Source organism: Staphylococcus sp. GDY8P57P, from assembly GCF_017892585.1.
GTDB classification, from domain to species: domain Bacteria; phylum Bacillota; class Bacilli; order Staphylococcales; family Staphylococcaceae; genus Staphylococcus; species Staphylococcus borealis.
Genome location: NZ_JAESLK010000019.1, coordinates 151,729 through 174,880 on the forward strand (window position 1 = coordinate 151,729; position 23,152 = coordinate 174,880).

A 23,152-nucleotide genomic window follows, 5' to 3' on the forward strand; every position below is an offset into this window, starting at 1 on the left:
TCAAAAGGGGATGATGATATGCTAAGGTTATGTATCATCTTTTTTGTATTCGTGACCAACACAACTATCACACAATTATGGACTGTCGAGGGAACATGGGAGAATCTCTTACTACAATCAATGTCATTAAGTATGATTATTGTATTCCTATTTTATTATGTGGGTTTTGTGATTGCGGAGAAAAAGAGGAAACAAATAGAAACGTTATTTAAAAAAGAAATCTTTCACGAGAAAGAAGACCTTTTTGAAAAAGACGATAAAAGAAAAGTAAGTGAGTAAAAGGGGCTCACTTACTTTTCTTTTATTTTGCATGTAAATCATATTGGTAAAATGCTAGGTCTAACCATTGATTAAATTTGTAGCCAACATTCGTAATGGTGCCTGCATGTTTAAAGTTAAACTTCTTATGTAATTGGATACTACTGTTATTCGACGCATCGATACCAGCTACAATGGTACGATAATTCTTCGATCTCGCATCGTTAATAAGATGTTGTAGTAATTGGGAAGCAATGCCTTTGCCACGATTCGATTGATCAACATAGATTGAATGTTCAATCGAATATAAATAGGCAGGCCAATTTCTAAACTGACCATAAGTCGCAAAACCCACAGCTTTACCTTCACATTCAAATACAAATATTGGTTCTTGTGCTTGATGTTTTGCGTCAAACCAAGCTTTACGTTCATCTAGCGTTTGGACATCATAAGTATAAACGGCTGTTGAATGTAATATTGCGTCATTATAAATAGCTAAGATTGCCGGTAAATCTTCAAGTACTGCTTCTCTAATCATTATGGCACCTACTTTTCAAAGTTTGTTTCAGTTTATAGCGAGAATTGTTTTGTTGCAACTGTATGTCATTAAATATGACACGATGAATTAAATTAAACTTATGAAGTAAAAATGATATACTATGACCTAAGAAAGTACATTAAAGGAGTAACATATAATGAAGAATTGGATCAATCGATTGATGACAATCATTGGGGTCATCCTCATTTTAATAGCAATATATTTATTTGCTAAGCCACACATTGATAATTATTTACATGAAAAAGACAACGACAACAAAATTGAACAATATGATAAAAACGATAAGTCAAATAGTAAGCAAACGCCGACAATTCCTAAAGACAAATCTAAAATGGCTGGTTATATTTCAGTACCAGATGCAGAAATTAAAGAACCAGTTTACCCTGGTCCTGCGACACCAGAACAGTTAAATCGCGGTGTAAGCTTTGCTGAAGAGGATGAGTCACTAAGTGATCAGAATATTTCTATTGCTGGTCACACATTTACCGATCGACCACATTACCAATTCACTAACTTAAAAGCAGCTAAAAAAGGGAGTAAGGTTTACTTTAAAATAGGGAATGAAACACGAGAATATAAAATGACAAGTATCCGTGATGTTAATCCAGACCAAGTGGAAGTCCTTAATGAACATAAAGGCGAGAAGAATCAATTAACATTAATCACTTGTGATGATTATAATGAACAAACTGGCGTTTGGGAAAAGCGTAAAATATTTGTTGCGAAACAAGTGAAATAATGAATTACCTTAAAAGCTAAAGCATTTAAGTGTTTGGATTTAAGCATTACCTGAATTTAGAAACGTAAGTTAATCGGAGTGAAATAGTACATTCATTAAGAATGCTGTTTCACTCTTTTTAATTTAGCTATCAAAATGAAGGGCGCTATTTTTAGCGTTTGTACACAATTTCAGAATGTGAATATAGTTTCATCATGAAGGCGTAAACTTCAACCTTAAAGAGATGACAGATATAATAAATGTGAATACAACGGACTAGGGGGAGTACACATGGTTAAAGCAATAGCAGTAGACATGGATGGCACGTTTTTAGATTCAAATAAGCATTATGATAAAGACCGTTTTGAGAAGATCTTCAAAGCATTAAAAGAACGTAATATAGAATTCATAGCCGCAAGTGGCAATCAATTTGCGAAACTAAAATCTATATTTGGCGAAAGAGATATGTTCTTTATTTCTGAAAATGGTGCAGTGATCTATAAAGGAAATACGCTATACAATTATCGTAGCTTTAATACATCGAATTACAAAGCAGTAGTTGATTATTTAAATATTGAGCGAAACATTAAAGAATTTATAATTTGTGGATTGAAAAGTGCCTATATATTAAAAGACACGAGTGAAGCTTTTAAGAAAGATGCCCATTTCTACTATCACCAGTTAGAGGAGATTGATTCTTTTCAGCCTTTGCCAGAAGATGAATATGTCAAAATTGCATTAAATATTAATCGAGACACACATTCGACATTAGATGAGGATCTAGAAGCGAAATTTAGCGACATCATTAAACTCGTATCTAGTGGACATGATAGTATAGACATTATTATGCCAAACATGACAAAAGGCCAAGCACTTCAGCGCTTGTTAAAAGCGTGGGATATGTCTGCTTCTGATTTGATGGCATTTGGAGATGCGAACAATGATAAAGATATGCTTGAATTAGCTGAGCACAGCTATGTTATGGCTAATAGTCATGATGAAACATTATTTGAAATCGCAAAAGCAGTCGCACCTAGCAATGATGAACAAGGTGTCTTACAAGTGATAGAACAAGAAGTATTGAAATAACTAAAAAAATCAGGAGAATACGCAACTTTAAGCGTTCTCCTGATTTTTATTTATTAAACACATATCTTAGTTTAATTGAGTTTCACATTTACCAGTATTAATAACTGATAATGCTGCGTTTAATCCGCCTTCAACTAAATTTCTCACAGCTTCATCAGAGAAGAATGCGATATGTGGAGTGACCAAAATATTTTCATGTTCAATTAATTCTAATAAAGTTTCATCTTTGATGTCTTTACCAGTCCAGTCATAAGTGAAGTAGTCTGCTTCGTTTTCATAAGTATCAATCGCAGCACCGTATAATGTACCATCATTAACTGCTTTAATTAATTCTGGTGTATCAATAACAGCACCACGAGCCGCATTTACTAATACTGCACCTTTTTTCACTTTAGCGAACATATCAGCATCGAATAAGTGGAAACTTTCTTTGTTTGCTGGTACGTGTAATGAAATGATATCAGCATCAGCAATTGCTTCTTCAACTGAATCTTTATATTCTAAGAAGTCTAAAGAATTGTTAGGGTATGCATCGTAACCTACTACTTTAGCTCCGAAACCAGCATAAATTTTACCAGTTGCAGCACCGATACGTCCTGTACCGATAATCGCTACTGTCATATTTTTAACAGGTGTAGACATGATAGGAGCAGCCCATTTGAAATTATGTTCTTGAACACGTTTTTCAATTGCAGGGAAACGACGTACTAATTGTAAAGCGATAGACACTGAATATTCAGCAATTGTTTCTGGTGAATAGCTAGGTACATTTGAAATGATGATGCCATGTTTTTTAGCTAATTCTAAATCGTACATGTCGAAACCAGCAGTACGTTGAGCGATTTGTTTAATTCCATATTCTTCAAGTTTTGGATAAACAGATTCTGCTAATTTACCAAATTGCATTGTAGTGACACCATCGAAACCTTTAGCTAAATCAACTGTATCTTCACTTAAGATTTCTTCAGTTGTAACAACTTCAACATTGTTCGCTTTACCCCAGTTTAAAGCGTCATTTTTCTCGTAGTCACGAGTTCCATAAAACATAATTTTTGTCATTTTAATAACCTCACTTCATTTTGTATGAATTTATAATTAATAAATAAGTTTTCCTAAGTTGTCTATAGAAATGTGAATTATTAATAGGAATAATGATTTGAAACATCTCTATTACTTAACTTACAAATATATTATATTGTGAATTTATTCACAAATCAATAGGGAAATTGAAATTTATTTTTCAATTGTTAAAAATTTCACATAAAAATAGTAAATTTCCATTTATTTTTAATTGATGACAATTGTAAGCGTATAACTTTAGGCTAAAGGAAACGTCTTATATAATCAAATTAGTATAATCTAAGGAGGAAATATTTTATGAGTTCGATGCAAGATACAATCCTAAACGCGTTTAATTTCAGACATGCAACGAAGGAATTTGATCCAGAGAAACATGTGAGCGATTCAGATTTTCATACAATATTGGAAACGGGGCGCTTATCACCAAGTTCATTAGGGTTAGAACCTTGGCGTTTTATTGTTCTAGAGGATGAAGATTTAAAAGAGAAATTAAAACCTTATAGTTGGGGTGCACAAAAACAACTCAGCACTGCTAGTCGTTTTGTTATTATTCTTGCACGCAAAAACGTGACTGCTGACTCAGACTATGTACAACATATCGTTCGAGGTATCAAAAAATATGAAGAAAGTACGATTCCAGCAGTAGAAGACAAATACAATGACTTCCAAACAAGTTTCCATATTAATGATAACGAGAGAACATTGTTAGATTGGGCAAGTAAGCAAACGTATATTGCTTTAGCTAATATGATGACATCTGCAGCATTATTAGGTATTGATTCATGTCCTATGGAAGGATTTGATTTGGATAAAGTTACTGAAATTTTAGCTGAAGAACAAGTTATAGATACAGAACAGTTTGCGCCATCTGTAATGGTTGCGTTTGGCTATCGTAAACATGATCCTAAAGCTAAAGTACGTCAACCAGCCGATGATGTCATCGAATGGGTTTAATGAAGTGTAAAGAGAGCGTCTTGGACATCAATCAATGTCTCAGGCGCTCTCTGTTCTTAATGTTTAACTACTTATAAATATGGAAATGAAATACAAGCAAGTTAGTGTATTTAAAAATTTAAATAAGGTAAAATAACATTAGCTTTAAGCAAGCGCTTACATTTGATGTAAACACAACGCACATATGGTTTTTCATAAATATTTATAAAGGGATGATGAAAAATGACAAAAGTAAACGTTAAAGATTTCTTAGAGGAACAATACGGTTTATTTATCAACGGTGAATTTCAAGCAAGTGAAAGTGGAGACACATTAACTGTAACTAACCCCGCTAATGGTGAAGATTTAGCTAAAGTAGCCAAAGCAAGTAAATCTGATGTTGATAAAGCAGTTAAAGCTGCACAAGATGCTTTTGACAGTTGGAGTAAAACATCTAAAGAAGAACGTGCGGATTATTTATTAGAAATTAGTCGTCGAATTCACGAAAAGGTTGAACACTTCGCGACAATTGAATCACTTCAAAATGGTAAGCCTTATCGAGAAACATCAACAATTGATGTGCCATTAACAGCCAATCAATTTAAATATTTCGCAAGTGTATTAACAACTGATGAAGGTTCAGTCAATGAAATTGATGACAATACAATGAGTTTAGTGATCAATGAACCAGTTGGTGTCGTTGGTGCTGTCGTTGCATGGAACTTCCCAATTCTATTAGCTTCTTGGAAACTAGCGCCAGCATTAGCTGCAGGTAATACGATTGTAATCCAACCATCGTCTTCAACACCTTTATCATTAATTGAACTTGCAAAAATTTTCCAAGACGTATTACCTAAAGGTGTTGTGAACGTCTTAACAGGTAAAGGTTCTGAATCAGGTGACGCGATTTTCAATCATGAAGGCGTTAATAAATTATCATTCACAGGTTCTACGGATGTAGGTTATGGTGTTGCTAAAGCAGGTGCTGAACGCATTGTACCAACAACATTAGAACTCGGTGGTAAAAGTGCAAATATCATTTTTGATGATGCTAATTTAGATCTAGTAATTGAAGGCGTTCAATTAGGTATCTTATTTAACCAAGGTGAGGTTTGTAGTGCAGGCTCACGTTTATTAGTCCAATCATCAATTTATGATAAATTAATGCCGAAACTTAAAGATGCGTTTGAAAATATTAAAGTAGGCGACCCATTCGATGAAGATGTCAAAATGAGTGCGCAAACAGGTCCAGAACAACTTGAAAAAATTGAAAGTTACGTTAAAATTGCCAAAGAAGATAGCAATGCCAATATCTTAACAGGCGGTCATCGCTTAACTGACAATGGACGTGATAAAGGATATTTCTTCGAACCAACAATTATTGAAATTAACGACAATAGCCATCAATTGGCACAAGAAGAAATTTTCGGACCAGTTGTCGTTGTTGAGAAATTCGAAGATGAAGCAGAAGCAATCCAAATTGCAAACGATTCTGAATATGGTTTAGCAGGTGGTATCTTCACGACAAATATTAATCGTGCACTAAACGTGGCTAAAGCGATAAGAACAGGTCGTATTTGGATTAATACGTATAATCAATTCCCAGCTGGAGCACCATTCGGCGGTTACAAAAAATCAGGTATCGGTCGAGAAATTTATAAAGATGCAATCAAAAACTATCAACAAGTTAAAAACATCTTTATCGATACAAGTAATGAAACTAAAGGCTTATACTAAGTTAATACGTATATCTGTTACAAACTGAATCAGGGCTATCTGCAAAGTCAAAGACTTTGTGGATAGCTTTTTTTATACATTTACACTTCTTTATAATAGAAATACGTTATAATACAATTTAAGTCTTTAAAATTTATATTTTACAAAAGGAAAAATGATGAAAAAAATAATTGTATTATTCATGAGCTTTATCGTGCTCGTCGTCGCACTCAGTGGTTGCTCACCAAAAGAGGACAAACGTTCAGACGATTATAAACCAGAAACGCTAAATGTTGAATTTGTACCTTCACAAAATGCAAAGACATTAGATGCTAAAGTTAAACCATTACAACAACTGTTATCAAAAGAATTAGGCATTCCTGTGAAGGTACATATAGCGACTAACTATAATACGATGGTAGAAGCATTAAAATCAAAAAAAGTAGATGTGGCCTTTATTTCACCTGTGTCTTATACAATCGCGCATGACCAAGGTGCTGCAGATGTACTATTAAAATCTAAAGGTTATTTGGTAGATGATAAAGGACATCCAACTTCGAAATTAGTCGACTACTATCGTTCACAAATTGTAGTACGTCAAAATAGTCATTTACAGACGTTAGAAGATTTAAAAGGTAAGAAGGTAGGGTTACAAGATCCAGAATCTACATCTGGATATATTTATCCTATGGCTAGCTTAAAAAAGGTACATATCCATCAAAATGACATTAAAATTGCTCAAATCAAAGGTCATGATCAAGCATTGATAGCATTGTTAAATGGTGATGTCGATGCCGTAGCAATATACCAGGATGCACGCGCAGATTTAAAACGTGATTACCCAAATATCTATAAAGATACTAAAGTGATTTATAGAACAGAAAAAATACCTAATGATACGATTTCAGTGCGTAGTGATATGGATCAGCAATGGAAAACAAAAATCAGTAACGCATTTTTAGAGATGAGTAAAACAAAGAAAGGTAAAACAATACTGACAGATATTTATGGACATCAAGGCTATGAGAAAGCGAAAGATAGCGATTTTGACACAGTAAGAAAGTATCGAAAACTTGTTGAAGAATAAAAAATAAGCTAAGGACAATATGTGACCATCCTGATAAATATAATATGATTTGAATTAGAATTAAATTGATAGTTTAATCATTAACTAATTTAATATTTAGGAATGGGGACAATGTGATGAATTTAGAAGAAAAAACGTATATTGAGCAACAAGTAGCGAATCGTTCAAAAACAGCGCTTATCTCTTATGTATTATGGTTCTTCCTAGGTGGATTTGGTGGACATCGTTTTTATCATGGTAAAACGGGTTCTGCAGTAGGTTTATTAGTACTTACCATATTAACAGCATGGTTTACCTTTGGTATCCCGACATTAATCTGGGTGATTATTGATGCATTTTTAATACCTGGATGGGTTAAAGAGGATGAAAATCGAGTCCGTCAATTTGCAATGCGAGAAGTAAATAATATGAAATCATAAAAAATAAGGATTGAGAGAAGACAAAGTCATTTATCTTCTCTCAATCCTTTTTAAATGGTGTGTTTATTAAACGATGGCAAGTAGTGATTAAACGAATCATTCTATCCAGGAACTACGCTTGTATCACTATGAACTGTAATATCGAAACCTTCAGGTGACGTTATATTTTCTTCTTTAGCATTGGGTTTATAGATATCAAAGTGAACTAAGCCGTAAGTATTGTCATTATCTGTTCTAACTTGATTTGATTGCCAAACATTAGCGGCGATATTATGATGATAGTTTTGTGTAGACATAAATAATGCTTGTGGGAAATTAGAAATATGTTCTAATCCAATTTGTTCAATATAAAAGTCACGTGCCTGTCCTAAATCGTGTGTTTTAAGATGCAAGTGCCCGATTTTGCCATCAGCTGGCCAACCAGCCCAACCGTCTTCTGTACGTTGTGCAATTAAATCATCTGCATCTACAGCAAGTGTATCCATTTTTACGAAATGACCATCCCATTGCCATTCTTCAGATGGACGATCTTGATATACTTCAATGCCGTTACCTTCCGGATCATTAAAGTATAATGCTTCACTAACAAGGTGATCGCCACCACCTACAGGTACGTTTAAACGACTAGCGTGGAATAAAAAGTTTGCTAAATCTGCACGTGTAGGGAGTAAGTAAGCAATATGGAACAAACCAGCTTCTCTAAATCCTGGACGACGTCCATCTTCAAGATAGTGTAATGTTAATGTATGTCCATTTGCGCCAACATTGAAAATAACGTGTTGGTCGTCTTGTTCTTTAATTGAAAATCCAAGAATGTTTTTATAAAAGTTAGTCATTTTAGTTAAGTCTTCAACGTTCAATGTAATATTCGTAACTTGTGTTGCTTCAGTAGTGTGAAATGCATTCATAATGTAGTGCCTCCTAAGATGAATGGATCATCTTCATTTATTATTTATATTAAGTATAATAAATATACTACTAATCATTAAATTAAGCAAGGAAGTTGTTTTCTAAATTTTAAATGCATGAAAAAAGGGAGAGGGACAGAATTCTTTTAAAATTCGTTGTCCCACCCCCGCAAGGATGACTAGAACTGAGAAAAGCTTAAATTAAGCGCCTTCTCAGTTCAGTCAGCTACTGCGAATTTGCAAAATAGCATCATCTTATTATTTATGTCCCAGGCTCACTATACAAGCCTGATTATAGCCTAAAAGCTCTGTATCGATTTAATGTGCGTGAACGCTTATGTGCGCGTCGTTATATTTGAAGTGGATTATCCAAGATAAACATCTTGATAATCTTCATTTTTTTCTAATACATTTTTCGCAAATGGACAAGATGCGATAATTTTTAAGTTGTTTTCTCTTGCATAATTGACAACAGCTTCAACTAATTGTTTGCCTAAACCTTGTCCACCTAGTTCATCTGCAACACCAGTGTGATCAATATCAATTTCATTATTATCTACTTGTTTAAACGTAATGACTGCTTGCGCATTGTGTTCATCTTCTCCAACATAGAATTGTTGGTTACCTTTTTTAATATCTTGTGCCATATAACGTCACTCCTTTAATAATGTCATACTTATATGTATCACTTTTGAAGCAATCCGAAACATGCATGAACTAAATATTAAAATACAAAATAGATAATAAATATAAATATTGCATTATTACATTATTAAAGATATAGTTGTAAACGAATTTGCTACGTCTTGGAGGGGTCTGTGTGAAGAGGATAATCTATTTCTTTATTGTTTTGTGTCTCTGTATGACTGTAACGGCTTGTAGCACAGAACAATATTCGAGTGCCAAAAAGAAAGATATTTCAACGGATAATAAATTAAATATTTATACTACCGTATTTGCATTTGAAAGTTTCACTAAACAAATTGGTGGCAAATACGTCAATGTTGATACGATTTATCCTCCGGGTGCAGACACGCATACATATGAACCAACACAAAGAGATATGATTAATATTGCGAAAAGTGATGTGTTTATCTATTCAAGTGACGACCTAGATCCAGTTGCTAAGACGATTACAGAATCAATGACGAATAATGATATGAAATTAGCCGTTGCGTCTGATTTAAACCATCATACATTACTTGAAGAAGACCATGACCATGATGAACACGAGCATCAACATAATCATGAAGCGAGCAGTCATGATCCACATGTTTGGCTAGACCCAGTACTAGATAAGCATTTTGCAGAAAAAATTAAGAATGATTTAGTCAAAAGAGACCCTCAACACAAAGCATATTATGAGCATAATTTTAAAAAATTAAATCAAGACTTAACAGATTTAGATCAAAAATTAAAAGTAATTACTGAACATCCTAAAAGGCATAAAGTTATTATTTCGCATGATTCATTAGGTTATTTAGCAGAACGTTACCACTTCCAACAAGAGGGGGTAAGTGGTATGAATAATGAAGAACCAAGCCAAAAGGATATTCTTGCACTTATTAAACAAATTAATCATACGCAACAACCCTATATACTTTATGAACAGAATATTACTTCTAAGATAACGGATGTTATTCGTGACGAGACCAATGCAGAACCATTAAGTTTTAATAATTTGTCTGTATTATCCAAAGAACAAGCTAATGATAAAGATTTAACTTTCCAATCAATCATGAAGCAGAACATTAAAGCATTAGATAAAGCATTAAATCATTAAAAACCCCCTAATCCTTTTTACAGGAATTAGGGGATTTATATCTCATTATTCATATCTAATATAGCTTACAGTTGTATTGTAGTATTCTTCGAAACCGTGAATACCATCTGCACCACCTAAGCCAGATTCTCTCCAGCCAGCGTGGTAGCCATTAACGACTTCTTCTGCTTCGCAATTCGCATAAACTTCACCGAACTTCAAGCGTTCTGTCGCTTTCATGACTTCTTTTAAATTCTCTGAGAAGATATAAGAAGATAACCCTGCATTTGTATCATTTGCGGCATCAATTGCTTCATCAAAGTCATTATAAGTTGTAATAGCTAGGACAGGACCAAAGATTTCTTCTTTAAAGGCACTGTCTTCTTTTTTAACATTGTCTAAAATGGTAGGCGCATAGAAGAAACCAGCACGATTTAATTTATGACCACCTAAGACTAAGTCAGCACCATTTTGAATAGCGTCTTGTACTTTGCGATCAATACTATCTAACTGTGTTTGATTAATAATGGCACCAAAATCCGTATTAGCATCTAACGGATCGCCCACTTGTAATTCACTCATACGTTGTTTGGCTTTATTGACAAAGTCTGTGTGCACATCTTCATGAACGAAGATACGTTCTGGACACGTACATACTTGACCTGCATTATTAATTCGCGCAGTTACAATATAATCTACTGCTTTGTCTAAGTTTGCATGCGGCGTCACTAAGACAGGTGCATTACCGCCCAATTCTAGATTTACTTTTTTAACAGTATTAGCTGCATGTTGATAAACGGCTTTACCTGCACGCATACTTCCTGTTAACGATATAAGTTGAACATCTTGATGTGTGGCGAGTTGCGTACCAACTGTTTCTCCAGTACCTGGTACGATTTGAATTAGGCCGGCTGGTATTGTTGAAGCACGGAATAATTCAGCCAAACGTAAAGTGAGTAATGTCGTCTCTTCACTTGGTTTGATGACGATTGAGCACCCCGTTACAAGTGCAGGAATAACTTTACGCATTAAGACCATAATGGGTGCGTTCCATGGAATAATACCGGCAGTCACGCCCACTGGTTTCTTTATTAATTGAATGGTTTCATTCACTACGCTATTTTGTAGGACTTCGCCTTTATTACGCATGCTTAAACTTGTCATATAGTCGATAAATTGTATCGCTTTATCAATTTCACCTTCAGCTTGTGCCAACGTTTTACCTTGTTCTTGAACATACAATTGGGCTAACGCGTCTTTGTTCTGCTCTAATAAAGGAATTAATAATTTTACATGCTCTGCACGTGTAGGTGCGGGCACGTTTTCCCATTCAAGTTGTGCATGTTTAGATTTTTCGATTGCCTCGTTAACTTCGTCCTCAGTTGCGAAAGTAATTGTATCAAATGTTTCACCTGTTGCAGGGTTGATAACGTCCATTGTGTTATTAGACTTACTCTCTACAAATTCATTGTTAATAAATAATTGATTGGTCATTTGAGACACCTCCAACGTTAGTATTCCCTGTAACTACCATTTCCATGCTTATTTCTTTTTAAAAAAGATAGTAATCAAACGCACATAAATTTATAATAGAACTAACATATTGACGATAAGTTGAAATACGTGTACAATTTATCTCGAAATCGAAATAAATTAAAGGTGGTGCGTTAATGGATCGCACGGAACATTCATTGAAAGCATTTATTGGTCTTAATAGAGCATTAGATAGATTAGAAAAAATCGTACAGCAAGATGTGAAAAACTATGGACTGAATGTCACAGAATTCGCAGTATTAGAATTACTTTATAGTAAAGGCCCACAACCGATTCAACGTATTAGAGATAGGGTGCTCATCGCAAGTAGTAGTATTTCATACGTAGTGAGTCAATTAGAAGAGAAGGGTTGGATTACGCGTGACAAAGACCCATCAGATAAGCGCGTATATAATGCAACACTTACCGACAAAGGGCAACAATTTATGGCAGACATTTTCCCCCAACATGCTGCTACGTTAGAACAGGCGTTTTCTGTTCTATCAGAAGAAGAATTGATAACGATTCAACAAGCATTCAAAAAATTAAGTGCACAAACAGCAGAAGTGTAAACCTGTGCACTTTAATTTTTTAACTTAAATTATCTCGAAATCGAAATAAATGGAGGGTGACTTATGATAGACACTAATTTGTTAGGTATTCATCACGTAACGGCGATTACAGATGATGCTGAACGTAACTATAAATTTTTTACAGAAGTACTTGGTATGAGACTTGTTAAGAAGACGGTAAACCAAGATGATATTCAAACGTATCACACCTTTTTTGCAGATGATGAAGGGTCAGCAGGTACTGATATGACATTCTTTGACTTTCCTGGTATACCACAAGGACGTAAGGGGACAAATTCGATTACGAAACCATCATTCCGTGTACCAAATGATGAGGCACTAACCTATTATATGCAACGTTTTGATGCGTTTGGTGTGAAGCATGAAGGAATCCAAGACGTATTAGGTAAGAAGGTATTGCCTTTTCAAGAAGCAGATGGACAAGATTATCAATTAGTATCTGATGAGGGCGATAGCGGCGTGTCACCTGGCAAACCTTGGAAGAACGGCCCGGTTCCTGAGGATAAAGCGATTTATGGTTTAGGACCAATCGAAATTACGGTGAGCTACTTTGATGATTTCAAGCGTTTGTTAGAACGTGTTTATGGCATGCGAACAATCATAGATGAAGACAATGTAGCATTGCTCGAAGTTGGTGACGGTGGTAATGGTGGTCAAGTGATTCTAAGAAGAGATGAAGATGGGCCAGTTGCTGTTCAAGGATATGGTGAAGTACATCATGTATCATTTAGGGTTAAAGATCATCAAGCGATTGAACAATGATTGCACAAATACAATGACATAGGTATACCTCATTCTGGTTTAGTAGATCGCTTTTATTTTGAAGCCTTATACGCACGTCTAGGCCACATCTTGTTGGAAATTTCTACTGATGGTCCTGGATTTATGGAAGATGAACCATATGAGACGCTAGGTGAAAAATTATCATTACCGCCATTTTTAGAAGAACAAAGAGAGACAATCGAATCTCAAGTACGACCTTTTGATACTACCGGTAAAAGTGATAACTAAGGAGGATTCAATGATGGAACCTATTACACATATTCATCATATTTCGGCGATTGTTGGCGATGCGCAAGAGACATACGATTTCTATACGAATGTATTAAACTTATCTTTAATTAAACAGACAGTAAATTTTGATGATACGTCAACGTATCATTTGTATTTCTCAAATCATAAAGCACAACAAGATATGGTGCTTACTTTCTTTAATTGGCCAAATCGTTATAGAGGGCGTATTGGTTCAGGTCAAGTTGGACGATTAGCGTTTAGCATACCGAAAGATAGTATGGCGCATTGGGAAATGAAATTACATGCGAATGGTATCCAAACCCGTCAAACGTTTTCTTTTAATCAAGCCACATTGGAATTTGAAGATCGTCATGGATTGACATTAGCAATGGTTGAAAGTCATGAAACACATGCGAACAATGACATCATAGGATTTCACGGTGTCACGATGTTATCAGCTGACCCACAAGCAACAGAAGCATTACTACGTGATGATTTGGGGCTAGAATACATTCAAGAAACAGATGACAATGTTCAGTATCAAACTGTGGGTAGTGTGCATCATCAAATTATTATTCAGAAATTTATAAACCCACAACCTGTACGTTGGGGTGGTGGCACCTTCCATCATATTGCGTGGTCAGTCCCAAATGACGAGGTACATGTACAATGGCGTGACTATCTTCTAAATAAAGGGATGCATGTGACGGATGTGAAAGAACGATTTTATTTCCATGCGATTTACATGAAAGAGCCTGGCAAATTAATCTTTGAATTTGCGACTGCTGGTCCTGGCTTTATGATCGATGAAGATGTAGATGAGTTAGGTAAACAACTACAGCTACCACCATTTTACGAGGACAGACGATACGACATTGAATCTCAATTAACACCGTTAAGACTAAATGAAAAATAAGGAGTGTGGATTGATGGAACATATTTATAGACCAGGTAAAGATAATGCACCGACATTAATACTGTTACACGGAACTGGTGGGGATGAAACAGATCTGATTCCACTCGGCACAGCTTTAAATCCTGATTATAATCTATTAGGTATTCGCGGAGAAATTAATGAAAATGGTATGAATCGTTATTTCAAACGCCTTGCAGAAGGTGTCTACGATGAAGAAGATTTAGACTATCGTGGTCAACGGTTGTTAGATTTTATATATGACGCTGCTGAACGTTATCGTTTTGATTTGACTACAACAGTCTTAGTTGGGTTCTCTAATGGCGCTAATATTGCGATTAACTTAATGTTACGAGACACAGCACCATTCAAAAAAGCCTTGTTATTTGCGCCACTGTATCCCATTGAAGTAACCACATCGAAAGATATGAGTGACGTAGAAGTATTATTATCTATGGGCAAACATGATCCAATTGTTTCAATGGATCAGAGTGCGCACGTGATGAATTTATTTAAACAACAGGGCGCACATGTTACTGAAGTTTGGGTGAACAGTCATGAAATTACACAAGCAGGATTAATGCAAGGACAAGAAATCCTGAATTCATAATTAAATAAGACTCAAAGATGTATGGCTAACGTCTTTGAGTCTTGTTTAATGTATTTTCAATTATTTAGATAGTACGAAGTGTTTAAATCCTTGATACAAAATTGGGATAAGGAGTATGAAACCCAATAATCCCATGATGGGGAAGACTTTTCCGATTAAAGAAATAAAGCCGATAAATGTACATATAAATGTAACGATAGCCATTGCAATGATGAGTACAAAGTACCCTTTGGAGAATGGCTCTGTAAAACGCGATGCAAAAGCATACATAAGACCAACAATTGTATTATAGATAACTAAAATCATTATAATCGACATCATTGTACCTAATAACGGTGAAATATGATTAGCCAGTAGTAGCGTTGGCAATGCAACAGATTGAATGTGTTCAAATTCTGTAATGAGCCCTAGATTAATCATTAATAGCAATAATGTAATGATGATACCCCCTAAGATGCCACCCCATAACGCCGACTGACGATGTTGCATGCGACCGCCCATTACACTTAAAAAACTAAATGCGGCTGCGATTTGTAGACTCGCATAATTTAATCCATCAAACCACCAACCGAGTGATAAACCGTGTTGTTCATTGAAGCGGTTCGCTGCACTAAAATTAACATCTCCTGTTATAAAATAATAGATGGCGATAATAGAAACAACAATGACTAGGAAGGGGGTCACCATACCTAAGACGGTAATCAAACGTTCAAATTTAAGAAACAGTGTCATTAGAATAAATAATACTAATAGCAATGAACTTAACCAATAAGGTAATCCGAAACTTTCATGTATGGTTGAGGCCCCACCTGCAGTCATAATCATCGCTAAAGAGAACAAAAATAAAGTTAAAATAATATCAAAAATACGTGCAATCATTGGATGTAAATAATATTGAATAGACTCAGAATGGTTATGAGATTGAATCGTAAAGCCAGTGTTTAAGACGAAGACGCCTGCTAACGTAATGATTAACCCCGTAACGATAATACCAGTAATACTATAGCTACCATGACTCGTGAAGAACTGAAATATTTCTTGACCAGTCGCAAAGCCAGCCCCAACGACAACACCCACAAATGCGAAAGCTACCATTATAGTCTCTCTAAAAAGTTGCACAATTAAAATTTCCTTTCAAATCATTACTTAATTCATATAGTTTAAACGCAATTATCTATTTTAGACGAAATGAGGTTAGAAATAAATAGGAAAGTTTACCCGAAGTGAACATTGTGTGTCCGACAAAGGCATTAACAACTTGTTTATAAATTGGTAATGCAGGTGTAACCAAAGTTTGATAGTATGACACAGTATTGAAAAAAGTTGATTCTTATTGAGGAAGGTGTAGGTATGTCATTAGATTTACCTGTTATGTTAATCATTGTGCTATTTTTAGCGTTAGGTATATTTAGCCAATGGTTAGCGACGCAAATTAAGTGGCCATCCATTGTAGTGATGTCGATTGTCGGCTTACTCATTGGGCCAATCTTGGGACTGGCAAACCCTCAAGAAACATTGGGGGCTGAGGTCTTTAGTCCTATCGTGTCATTAGCTGTAGCGGTAATCCTATTCGAAGGCAGTAGTAATTTGGATTTTCGTGAATTAAAAGGCATTTCTAAAGCGGTTATTCGAATTATTACCATCGGCGCAGCTATCGCTTGGGTACTCGGTGCGCTTGCATTACATAAAATTTTAGATTTCCCAATTGCTGTAGCGGTTGTAATGGGCGGGTTATTTTTAATTACTGGCCCAACTGTGATTCAGCCATTGCTAAAGCAAGCGAAAGTGCGTAAGAGCGTAGATTCTATTTTAAGATGGGAAAGCATTATCTTAGATCCTATTGGTCCTATACTCGCATTAACTGCGTTTTATATTTATCAAATATTTGAACAGGGCTTCGGTGTTCAAGTCATTTTAATTTTCATTTTGAAAATTATAGCAACAGCCATTATCGGCTTTGGCGCATCATTCATTTTCAATTGGCTAATCCAACGTGATTTCATCCCGCAGAATTTAATGCCTTCGATTCAGTTAGTGTTTATTCTGTTAGTATTCAGTATTTGTGATCAAATATTACAAGAATCTGGCCTATTAGCCGTAACAATTTTTGGTTTAATGATGGCGCGTTATAAGAGACATGATTTAATTTACAAGGAGTCAGATCATTTCATTGAAAATGCATCCTCTATTCTTGTATCGACTGTCTTTATTTTAATTACATCTTCATTAACATCATCGGTATTAATGGATGTTTTATCATGGCAATTAGTAGTCTTTGCGATTGCAATGATTGTCTTGGTACGTCCGATATCAGTCTTAGTATCAACGATAGGTACAGAAATCACGAAGAGAGAACGTGCGATTGTTGCTTTAATGGCACCACGAGGGATTGTCGTTTTAACTGTTGCGCAATTCTTTAGTGGGTTATTTCTAGATAACCATGCTAGAATGGCGAGTTATATTACGCCTGTAACCTTTGGCCTTGTTTTTATTACGGTAGTTATATATGGATTTAGCTTTATTCCTTTAAGTAAGTTGTTTGGCCTAGCAAGTACTGAACCACCAGGTGTCATCATTGTTGGTGAAAGTGAATTCTCATTCCACTTAGGTACAAAACTGCGTGAACATGATATACCGGTTATGGTATTTAATCTATTTGAGAATACATCAGATAAAGCGGAAGAACTTGGCTTTGAGGTGTTTAAAGGGAATCTATTATCAAGTAGTGATCGAATATATGCAGATTTAATTCGTTACAATAAATGTTTATTAATGACCAAGTCATTTATTTTTAATAGTTTAGCTTTTAATGAGTTGGTACCGGAGTTCGGCTTGAATCATGTGAGTATGATGCCTGTGTCCTTTACTGACGAACAAGCACGTAATAATTTAAATGGACCGCTGCGCAATCACATTTTATTTGATGAATCACATAGTCCAAGATGGTTTGATAATACGATTGCCAATAAAAATATTGTTGAAGTATCTGCGGAAGCATACGATAACATTACTGATAATGATATGATTATTTATCATATTGATGATAGTAGCGTGGTGTCATTTAATAAGAGTACTAAACCGATACCGCAATATGAACATGGGGTATACGGCATCTTAAGAGATGTATATTAGAAAAGGATTATGATGAGTTTTTAAATAATGCTTAAAAGGGAGTGAGACAATGAATTTAAAACAAATTCTGTCCCACTCCCATAATTTTGTATATCAGTCTAGTCAAATGTTAGTTCAAATATCTATCGTGCATTAATAATTTTAAGATGCGGATTTGTTCTTGGAGTACTTTACCATCGTTGGTATCTCTAATTTTTTTGCGTTGTAATTCTTCATCAACCACTCGACGAACAGATAATTCATCTGCGCCATCTGATAATACTTTATCTCTTGAATCGAAATGTTGATGAGCGACTAATTGCATGCCGAATGAATTGTACAGTAATGTATAGCCAGCAATACCAGTTGTTTTTTGATATGCTTTCGAGAAACCACCGTCGATCACTAACATTTTGCCATCTGCTTTAATAGGGTCTTCACCATCTATTTCTTTTACAGGTGTATGACCATTGATGATTCTACCTTCATCTGGATTAAGGCCAAAGTCTTTTAACATTTTACGAATCATATCCACATCTTCTCGTAAATAGTAATATGGATTTTTAGGCTCTTTATGCGAAGCTTTGTCTTCGATAAAGTAACGTTCGAATGTTGTCATGGCCCTTTTACCAAATAAAGAACTATATTTACCAGTCCATAGATACCATACTAAATCAGTAGATAAATCATCTGTTATATCTTTGTAATCGTAGGCGTAACGTACATGTCTTTCAAAGACATCTAATAGGTCACGTCCTTTATGTTGTTCACCTTCAATTTCAAACGACTCCATTTCTCCATGTTCATCAACAGGTATACAGCCATGGATGAGTAAATTACCGTTATATGGAAGGTAAAGTTTGCCTTTCTTCATCAAGAAGGACATGTGACGTTTTAATTTCTCAGATTGTTGGAATGAAAGCAACAATTTATTCATTACTTCTTCTTCTTCAGGTAATAATTTACCAGGATCTTCTGGGTCTACGGTACTGAAACATGTATCTTTTAAAGGATATGTTTTCCCATAAATGGTGATTTCATTTGTATCATAGTTAATCTGTTCCAAGACTAGTCGATCTTCCATTTCAAAGCTAGGACGACGTTTAATGATTGGCATTTCTAGTTTGAATTGAATCATCGCAATCGCTTGATGGATTTTAGTGATTTGACTCTCTTCAAGTTTAGATAATCCAACTGGTTTATCAGGACGTTTCTTCGGTTTGAATGATGGATTATTGCCGCTATAATGTTCTTCTGCAAGTGTTAATAGCGGACGTAAATTAATGCCATAAGCATCTTCAATGATGTCTAAATTGTCATAGCGTGCACATATACGAAGTAGGTTAGCTAAACAGACTTTAGAACCTGCATAGGCACCAATCCATAAAACATCATGGTTCCCCCATTGAATATCAACAGAGTGATAGTTGATTAACGTGTCCATAATCTTATCAGGTTGCGGACCACGGTCATAAATATCTCCAACCACATGTAAATGGTCAACGACAAGACGTTGAATACTATAGGATAATCCAATAATTAAATCATCTGATTGCTCTAACTCGATAATTTGATTTACCAATGTTTCATAGTAGGATTTCTTATTGTTAAATTCGTTATTTTTATAAAGTAGTTCTTCAACAATATATGTATATTCTTTAGGCAATGCTTTACGTAATTTTGAACGTGTATATTTTGATGAACAATAGGTAATCAAATCAATTAATTGTTCAATTGTAGTGATATACCAAACATTTAATTTACCTTTTGAGTCGAAATTATTTTTAACGAGTTTTAATTTTTCTTCAGGATAATAGACAAGCGCAGCCAAGTCATCAATTTCTTTTTGAGATAACTTTTTAGCATAAAGGTCATTAATTTTAGAACGAACGTTACCAGAGCCATTACGCAATACATGTTGGAACGATTCATATTCACCGTGAAGGTCACTGACGAAATGTTCTGTGCCTTTTGGTAATTCTAAAATCGACTCTAAATTGACGATTTCTGTTGCCAGCTTTTCAGGGCTATCAAATTGTTGTGATAATAAATCTAAATACTTCTCTCGTAATTCACTTTCAGTCGTTTGTGTCATCGTATTTCACTCCTGTTTGGAATTGATATTCATTGTAGATAGTTTATAAAACCGCTTACATTAATTATCTTTAAAACGCATCACTTTTTCAATGGTGATGCTTAAAATGTCAGAATTAATTCTTAAAATACGACTGTTTAATAAAAAAGCCTCAGTCACCAATGGATTCTGAGGCTTTCACATATTACTTAACGCGGTTTCTATTTTTAAAGAATATTCTATAAAGCACGTAAAGAACTGCAAGAATAATAATCACGTACATAATGTATGAGTATGTGTGTAAACCGGCCATTAAAGCGTCGAAACTACCACTTAACATACGACCGAGTAAGATTAAGGCAAAGTTCCAAATTGTCGTACCTAATAATGATAAGACGACGAACGTAACGACATTCATTTTATTAATACCAGCTGGGATTGTGATGAGTACACGTAATACTGGGATAAAGCGACATAGCAGTACAGCCCATGCGCCATAACGTTTAAACCAATCATTAGCGCGCTTAACATCTTTACCTTTCAGCTTAAACCATTTACCATGTTTGTCTACAAAACGATAAATACTGTCTTCATTAATTAAACGGCAAAGATAATACAAGATGAGTAACCCGATAAATGATGCGATTGTTGAAATTAAGAATAGGAATGGTATAGATAAACCAGATTTAACCGACATCAAACCAGCAAACGTAAGTATAATTTCAGAAGGGACTACAGGTAATACATTCTCCAATAAGATAAGAATGAATATGGCTGTATAACCCCATTTACTAATAAAATCAGTAATTAATTGTTCCATTTATATATAAGAACTCCTTTTAGAAGCGTTCGAGACAACACAACGCAATAACTGCGAAAGCCATCTACGGCGTCGAAATCATCTCGATCACATTAATTTTTACCATTTGATTTCAAAAATAAAAAATTCATAGTAAATTCATTATAATAAAATTTACTATGAATTGCTTGTATAAACTAATGACAACCGTTATTTCATTGCTTTTAAATAGTGTTGATAGAGTTGCGTTGCCTCTTCATCATCTTCGACACCATAGACATTCATACGGCCATCTTTAAATAAAGTGATTTCGTAATGGTCATCTTTAATTAATTTTGCGAAAGACGTGGCCTTCACAAGCGTTCCAGGAAGATGATGTGCATGTTGAAAGACATTAGGCTGATATCGGAAAAGGTAGGTACGGCCACATAAACTTTCAATATGGTGTTGTTGTTTTGTTTCTAAGAGTGAATAGTGTCGATTGGCACATACGTCACAAGCATGGTCTTGTAATATATCGACGTTCATCGCTTTGTAATCGATCTGCCATGTATCAATCGTAATTAATTTCTTTGAAAAGCCTTCCCCTGATAAGTAACGTAGCACTTCAGAAACTTCGTAACTCGCCACTTGTGAAATAATAGGAGGTAAAACACCGTTAATCGCACAACTCTCACCACTGGATGGCATGTGTTTTAAAAGACATTTTAGGCAAGGACCTTTGAAATCAATACCATAAACGGTTCCTTTATTGCCAACAGCTGCACCATAAACCCAAGGGATTTGGTGCTTATGACATACTTCATTTATAAGGTAGCGTATTTTGAAATGGTCCATGCCATCAATGATGATATCGGGTTTAACGTCGGTGATAATATCTTCAATATTAGATGAAGTGATTTCTTGATAATACGTTTGTACATCTACATGATGATTGATGTCTGCGATATGTTGTTGAACAGCATGTACTTTAGGCACCATATTGAATGCATCTGCCTCAGTGTACAATGCTTGTCGATGTAAATTAGATGTTTCAACAATATCCATATCAACAATTGCGATGTGATGTGCACCCATACGAGCAAGAAGTTCAGCAACATGACTACCTAATGCGCCGGCACCTAAAATAAGCAACGTTGCATCCGATAAAGCATGTTGGCCATGCGCACCAAACGGTGAAAATCTCATTTGCCGATTGTATCGTTGCATTATAAGAATCCTAAACCTTCAGTTGGGCTTGATGCTTGGGCAGTGTATTTCACTGGAATTCGTCCTGCTTCATAAGATAAGCGACCAGCGTGAATGCCTAACTTCATTGCTTCTGCCATTTTCACAGGGTCTTTCGCACCTGATACTGCCGTATTTAAAAGGATGCCATCAGCACCTAATTCCATCGCATGACATGCATCTTTAGGTGAACCAATACCTGCATCAACAATAACTGGTACATTTGAATTCTTAATAATGTAGCTCAAATTCAGTTGATTATTAATGCCACGACCTGTTCCAATAGGTGAGGCTAACGGCATAACGGCGTGCACACCTAAATCTTCTAAACGTTTAGCTAAGACAACATCGTTAGAAATGTAAGGACATACAATATAACCTCGTTCAAGTAATACTTTACAAGCTTCGTAAGTTTCGAAAGGATCAGGTAATAATGTTTCATCATCACCTATAACTTCTACTTTAATCATGTCACATACACCCGCATGTTTAGCGATTTCTGCAATACGAATTGCTTCTTCAGCTGTTTTAGCGCCAGCAGTATTTGGAAAAGTGATAAAGTCTTTTAAATTAATATTTGCAAGTGGGTTAGGTAAATTTTTATCATACAGGTTCATACGTCTAACTGCGAACGTAAGTACATTTGTTTCCGAAGCTTTAATCGCTTTAGTTTGGATGTCTTCATTTTCAAATTTCCCTGTACCTAATAACAAACGAGAGTGTAATTCTAAATTGCCAATTTTAAACAT

At 35.1% G+C, this 23,152-nt stretch carries 21 protein-coding genes and 2 pseudogenes; 13 read left to right on the top strand and 10 right to left on the bottom strand.

The window, feature by feature from the left end:
- Positions 1–18: 18 nt before the first annotated feature.
- Positions 19–186, top strand: a pseudogene (locus tag KA878_RS14330) (hypothetical protein); the annotation flags it as partial.
- Between the two features lie 115 nt (positions 187–301).
- On the opposite strand, the gene KA878_RS07630 reads toward KA878_RS14330, so the two are convergent.
- Complete coding sequence (locus tag KA878_RS07630; RefSeq protein ID WP_193838948.1) at positions 302–796, bottom strand: GNAT family N-acetyltransferase; 495 nt, start codon at positions 794–796, stop codon at positions 302–304.
- A 157-nt stretch (positions 797–953) separates the two neighbouring features.
- Between KA878_RS07630 and srtA the strand changes: the two genes are divergently transcribed.
- Entirely contained in the window at positions 954–1,556 is a 603-nt protein-coding gene (gene srtA / locus KA878_RS07635) for a class A sortase SrtA (RefSeq protein WP_193838949.1), read from the top strand.
- Positions 1,557–1,826: 270 nt separating this feature from the next.
- The gene (locus tag KA878_RS07640; protein WP_193838950.1) at positions 1,827–2,624 is read left to right on the top strand and encodes a Cof-type HAD-IIB family hydrolase; all 798 of its coding nucleotides are present in this window, start codon (positions 1,827–1,829) and stop codon (positions 2,622–2,624) included.
- Between the two features lie 66 nt (positions 2,625–2,690).
- Here the strand turns inward: KA878_RS07640 and KA878_RS07645 are convergent, their stop codons facing one another.
- The gene (locus tag KA878_RS07645) at positions 2,691–3,683 is read right to left on the bottom strand and encodes a D-lactate dehydrogenase (RefSeq protein WP_075108156.1); all 993 of its coding nucleotides are present in this window, start codon (positions 3,681–3,683) and stop codon (positions 2,691–2,693) included.
- 318 nt (positions 3,684–4,001) lie between these two features.
- Here KA878_RS07645 and KA878_RS07650 point away from each other — a divergent pair, with 318 nt between their 5' ends.
- The 4 genes from KA878_RS07650 (at position 4,002) to KA878_RS07665 (ending at position 7,859) form a co-directional block, all read left to right on the top strand.
- Positions 4,002–4,658, top strand: coding sequence for an NAD(P)H-dependent oxidoreductase (locus KA878_RS07650; RefSeq protein WP_107629114.1), 657 nt, complete (start codon positions 4,002–4,004; stop codon positions 4,656–4,658).
- Between the two features lie 222 nt (positions 4,659–4,880).
- Positions 4,881–6,374, top strand: a complete 1,494-nt coding sequence (locus tag KA878_RS07655) for an aldehyde dehydrogenase family protein (protein WP_193838952.1) — start codon at positions 4,881–4,883, stop codon at positions 6,372–6,374.
- Between the two features lie 157 nt (positions 6,375–6,531).
- Positions 6,532–7,440: a phosphate/phosphite/phosphonate ABC transporter substrate-binding protein gene (locus tag KA878_RS07660; protein ID WP_193838953.1), complete on the top strand. Its 909-nt coding sequence runs from the start codon at positions 6,532–6,534 to the stop codon at positions 7,438–7,440.
- A 116-nt stretch (positions 7,441–7,556) separates the two neighbouring features.
- Positions 7,557–7,859: a TM2 domain-containing protein gene (locus KA878_RS07665; RefSeq protein WP_070854732.1), complete on the top strand. Its 303-nt coding sequence runs from the start codon at positions 7,557–7,559 to the stop codon at positions 7,857–7,859.
- Between the two features lie 101 nt (positions 7,860–7,960).
- Here the strand turns inward: KA878_RS07665 and KA878_RS07670 are convergent, their stop codons facing one another.
- Both KA878_RS07670 and KA878_RS07675 read right to left on the bottom strand, forming a co-directional pair.
- Positions 7,961–8,767, bottom strand: a complete 807-nt coding sequence (locus tag KA878_RS07670) for a VOC family protein (RefSeq protein WP_193838954.1) — start codon at positions 8,765–8,767, stop codon at positions 7,961–7,963.
- Positions 8,768–9,132: 365 nt separating this feature from the next.
- Positions 9,133–9,414, bottom strand: coding sequence for a GNAT family N-acetyltransferase (locus tag KA878_RS07675; protein WP_193838955.1), 282 nt, complete (start codon positions 9,412–9,414; stop codon positions 9,133–9,135).
- Between the two features lie 173 nt (positions 9,415–9,587).
- Between KA878_RS07675 and KA878_RS07680 the strand changes: the two genes are divergently transcribed.
- Positions 9,588–10,550 carry a metal ABC transporter solute-binding protein, Zn/Mn family gene (locus KA878_RS07680; RefSeq protein ID WP_193838956.1) on the top strand — a complete coding sequence of 321 codons (963 nt, stop codon included), beginning with the start codon at positions 9,588–9,590 and terminating at the stop codon, positions 10,548–10,550.
- Positions 10,551–10,595: 45 nt separating this feature from the next.
- Here the strand turns inward: KA878_RS07680 and aldA are convergent, their stop codons facing one another.
- Complete coding sequence (aldA, locus tag KA878_RS07685; protein ID WP_193838957.1) at positions 10,596–12,023, bottom strand: aldehyde dehydrogenase; 1,428 nt, start codon at positions 12,021–12,023, stop codon at positions 10,596–10,598.
- A 176-nt stretch (positions 12,024–12,199) separates the two neighbouring features.
- On the opposite strand from aldA, the gene mhqR reads away from it, so the two are divergent.
- The 4 genes and pseudogenes from mhqR to mhqD all read left to right on the top strand — a co-directional run bounded on the left by mhqR (position 12,200) and on the right by mhqD (position 15,192).
- Positions 12,200–12,634 (top strand): MarR family transcriptional regulator MhqR, encoded by a 435-nt coding sequence (gene mhqR / locus KA878_RS07690; protein WP_193838958.1) that lies wholly within the window; start codon positions 12,200–12,202, stop codon positions 12,632–12,634.
- Positions 12,635–12,697: 63 nt separating this feature from the next.
- Positions 12,698–13,666, top strand: a pseudogene (gene mhqE, locus KA878_RS07695) (ring-cleaving dioxygenase MhqE).
- Between the two features lie 10 nt (positions 13,667–13,676).
- The gene (locus tag KA878_RS07700; RefSeq protein WP_193838960.1) at positions 13,677–14,585 is read left to right on the top strand and encodes a VOC family protein; all 909 of its coding nucleotides are present in this window, start codon (positions 13,677–13,679) and stop codon (positions 14,583–14,585) included.
- Positions 14,586–14,598: 13 nt separating this feature from the next.
- Positions 14,599–15,192, top strand: coding sequence for a methylhydroquinone degradation carboxylesterase MhqD (mhqD, locus tag KA878_RS07705; RefSeq protein WP_193838961.1), 594 nt, complete (start codon positions 14,599–14,601; stop codon positions 15,190–15,192).
- 60 nt (positions 15,193–15,252) lie between these two features.
- Here the strand turns inward: mhqD and KA878_RS07710 are convergent, their stop codons facing one another.
- A complete protein-coding gene (locus KA878_RS07710) occupies positions 15,253–16,287 on the bottom strand; it encodes a YkvI family membrane protein (protein WP_228480673.1) in 1,035 nt (344 codons plus the stop codon).
- A gap of 255 nt (positions 16,288–16,542) precedes the next feature.
- Between KA878_RS07710 and KA878_RS07715 the strand changes: the two genes are divergently transcribed.
- On the top strand, positions 16,543–18,324 hold the full coding sequence (locus KA878_RS07715; RefSeq protein ID WP_193838963.1) for a cation:proton antiporter: 1,782 nt from the start codon (positions 16,543–16,545) through the stop codon (positions 18,322–18,324).
- 109 nt (positions 18,325–18,433) lie between these two features.
- Here KA878_RS07715 and KA878_RS07720 read toward each other — a convergent pair whose 3' ends face one another.
- From KA878_RS07720 to KA878_RS07735, 4 genes are all read right to left on the bottom strand, one after another.
- Entirely contained in the window at positions 18,434–20,398 is a 1,965-nt protein-coding gene (locus tag KA878_RS07720) for a fructose-1,6-bisphosphatase (RefSeq protein WP_075108143.1), read from the bottom strand.
- Positions 20,399–20,582: 184 nt separating this feature from the next.
- Positions 20,583–21,197 (bottom strand): undecaprenyl phosphate transporter UptA, encoded by a 615-nt coding sequence (gene uptA, locus KA878_RS07725; RefSeq protein ID WP_053028787.1) that lies wholly within the window; start codon positions 21,195–21,197, stop codon positions 20,583–20,585.
- A gap of 189 nt (positions 21,198–21,386) precedes the next feature.
- Positions 21,387–22,385, bottom strand: coding sequence for a ThiF family adenylyltransferase (locus tag KA878_RS07730; RefSeq protein ID WP_193838964.1), 999 nt, complete (start codon positions 22,383–22,385; stop codon positions 21,387–21,389).
- Complete coding sequence (locus KA878_RS07735) at positions 22,385–23,152, bottom strand: thiazole synthase (protein ID WP_053028785.1); 768 nt, start codon at positions 23,150–23,152, stop codon at positions 22,385–22,387. The genes KA878_RS07730 and KA878_RS07735 overlap by 1 nt, the downstream gene beginning before the upstream one ends.

Excerpts from the sequence above, each read along its gene's own strand:
- KA878_RS07700 (WP_193838960.1), top strand. The coding sequence starts at position 13,677 with ATGATGGAACCTATTACACATATTCATCATATTTCGGCGATTGTTGGC.
- KA878_RS07660 (WP_193838953.1), top strand. The coding sequence starts at position 6,532 with ATGAAAAAAATAATTGTATTATTCATGAGCTTTATCGTGCTCGTCGTC.
- KA878_RS07650 (WP_107629114.1), top strand. The coding sequence starts at position 4,002 with ATGAGTTCGATGCAAGATACAATCCTAAACGCGTTTAATTTCAGACAT.
- KA878_RS07655 (WP_193838952.1), top strand. The coding sequence starts at position 4,881 with ATGACAAAAGTAAACGTTAAAGATTTCTTAGAGGAACAATACGGTTTA.
- KA878_RS07670 (WP_193838954.1), bottom strand. The coding sequence starts at position 8,767 with ATGAATGCATTTCACACTACTGAAGCAACACAAGTTACGAATATTACA.
- aldA (WP_193838957.1), bottom strand. The coding sequence starts at position 12,023 with ATGACCAATCAATTATTTATTAACAATGAATTTGTAGAGAGTAAGTCT.
- KA878_RS07665 (WP_070854732.1), top strand. The coding sequence starts at position 7,557 with ATGAATTTAGAAGAAAAAACGTATATTGAGCAACAAGTAGCGAATCGT.
- uptA (WP_053028787.1), bottom strand. The coding sequence starts at position 21,197 with ATGGAACAATTAATTACTGATTTTATTAGTAAATGGGGTTATACAGCC.
- mhqR (WP_193838958.1), top strand. The coding sequence starts at position 12,200 with ATGGATCGCACGGAACATTCATTGAAAGCATTTATTGGTCTTAATAGA.
- KA878_RS07675 (WP_193838955.1), bottom strand. The coding sequence starts at position 9,414 with ATGGCACAAGATATTAAAAAAGGTAACCAACAATTCTATGTTGGAGAA.
- KA878_RS07710 (WP_228480673.1), bottom strand. The coding sequence starts at position 16,287 with ATGGTAGCTTTCGCATTTGTGGGTGTTGTCGTTGGGGCTGGCTTTGCG.
- KA878_RS07735 (WP_053028785.1), bottom strand. The coding sequence starts at position 23,152 with ATGTTTAAAATTGGCAATTTAGAATTACACTCTCGTTTGTTATTAGGT.
- KA878_RS07715 (WP_193838963.1), top strand. The coding sequence starts at position 16,543 with ATGTCATTAGATTTACCTGTTATGTTAATCATTGTGCTATTTTTAGCG.
- srtA (WP_193838949.1), top strand. The coding sequence starts at position 954 with ATGAAGAATTGGATCAATCGATTGATGACAATCATTGGGGTCATCCTC.
- KA878_RS07645 (WP_075108156.1), bottom strand. The coding sequence starts at position 3,683 with ATGACAAAAATTATGTTTTATGGAACTCGTGACTACGAGAAAAATGAC.
- KA878_RS07630 (WP_193838948.1), bottom strand. The coding sequence starts at position 796 with ATGATTAGAGAAGCAGTACTTGAAGATTTACCGGCAATCTTAGCTATT.
- mhqD (WP_193838961.1), top strand. The coding sequence starts at position 14,599 with ATGGAACATATTTATAGACCAGGTAAAGATAATGCACCGACATTAATA.
- KA878_RS07640 (WP_193838950.1), top strand. The coding sequence starts at position 1,827 with ATGGTTAAAGCAATAGCAGTAGACATGGATGGCACGTTTTTAGATTCA.
- KA878_RS07730 (WP_193838964.1), bottom strand. The coding sequence starts at position 22,385 with ATGCAACGATACAATCGGCAAATGAGATTTTCACCGTTTGGTGCGCAT.
- KA878_RS07720 (WP_075108143.1), bottom strand. The coding sequence starts at position 20,398 with ATGACACAAACGACTGAAAGTGAATTACGAGAGAAGTATTTAGATTTA.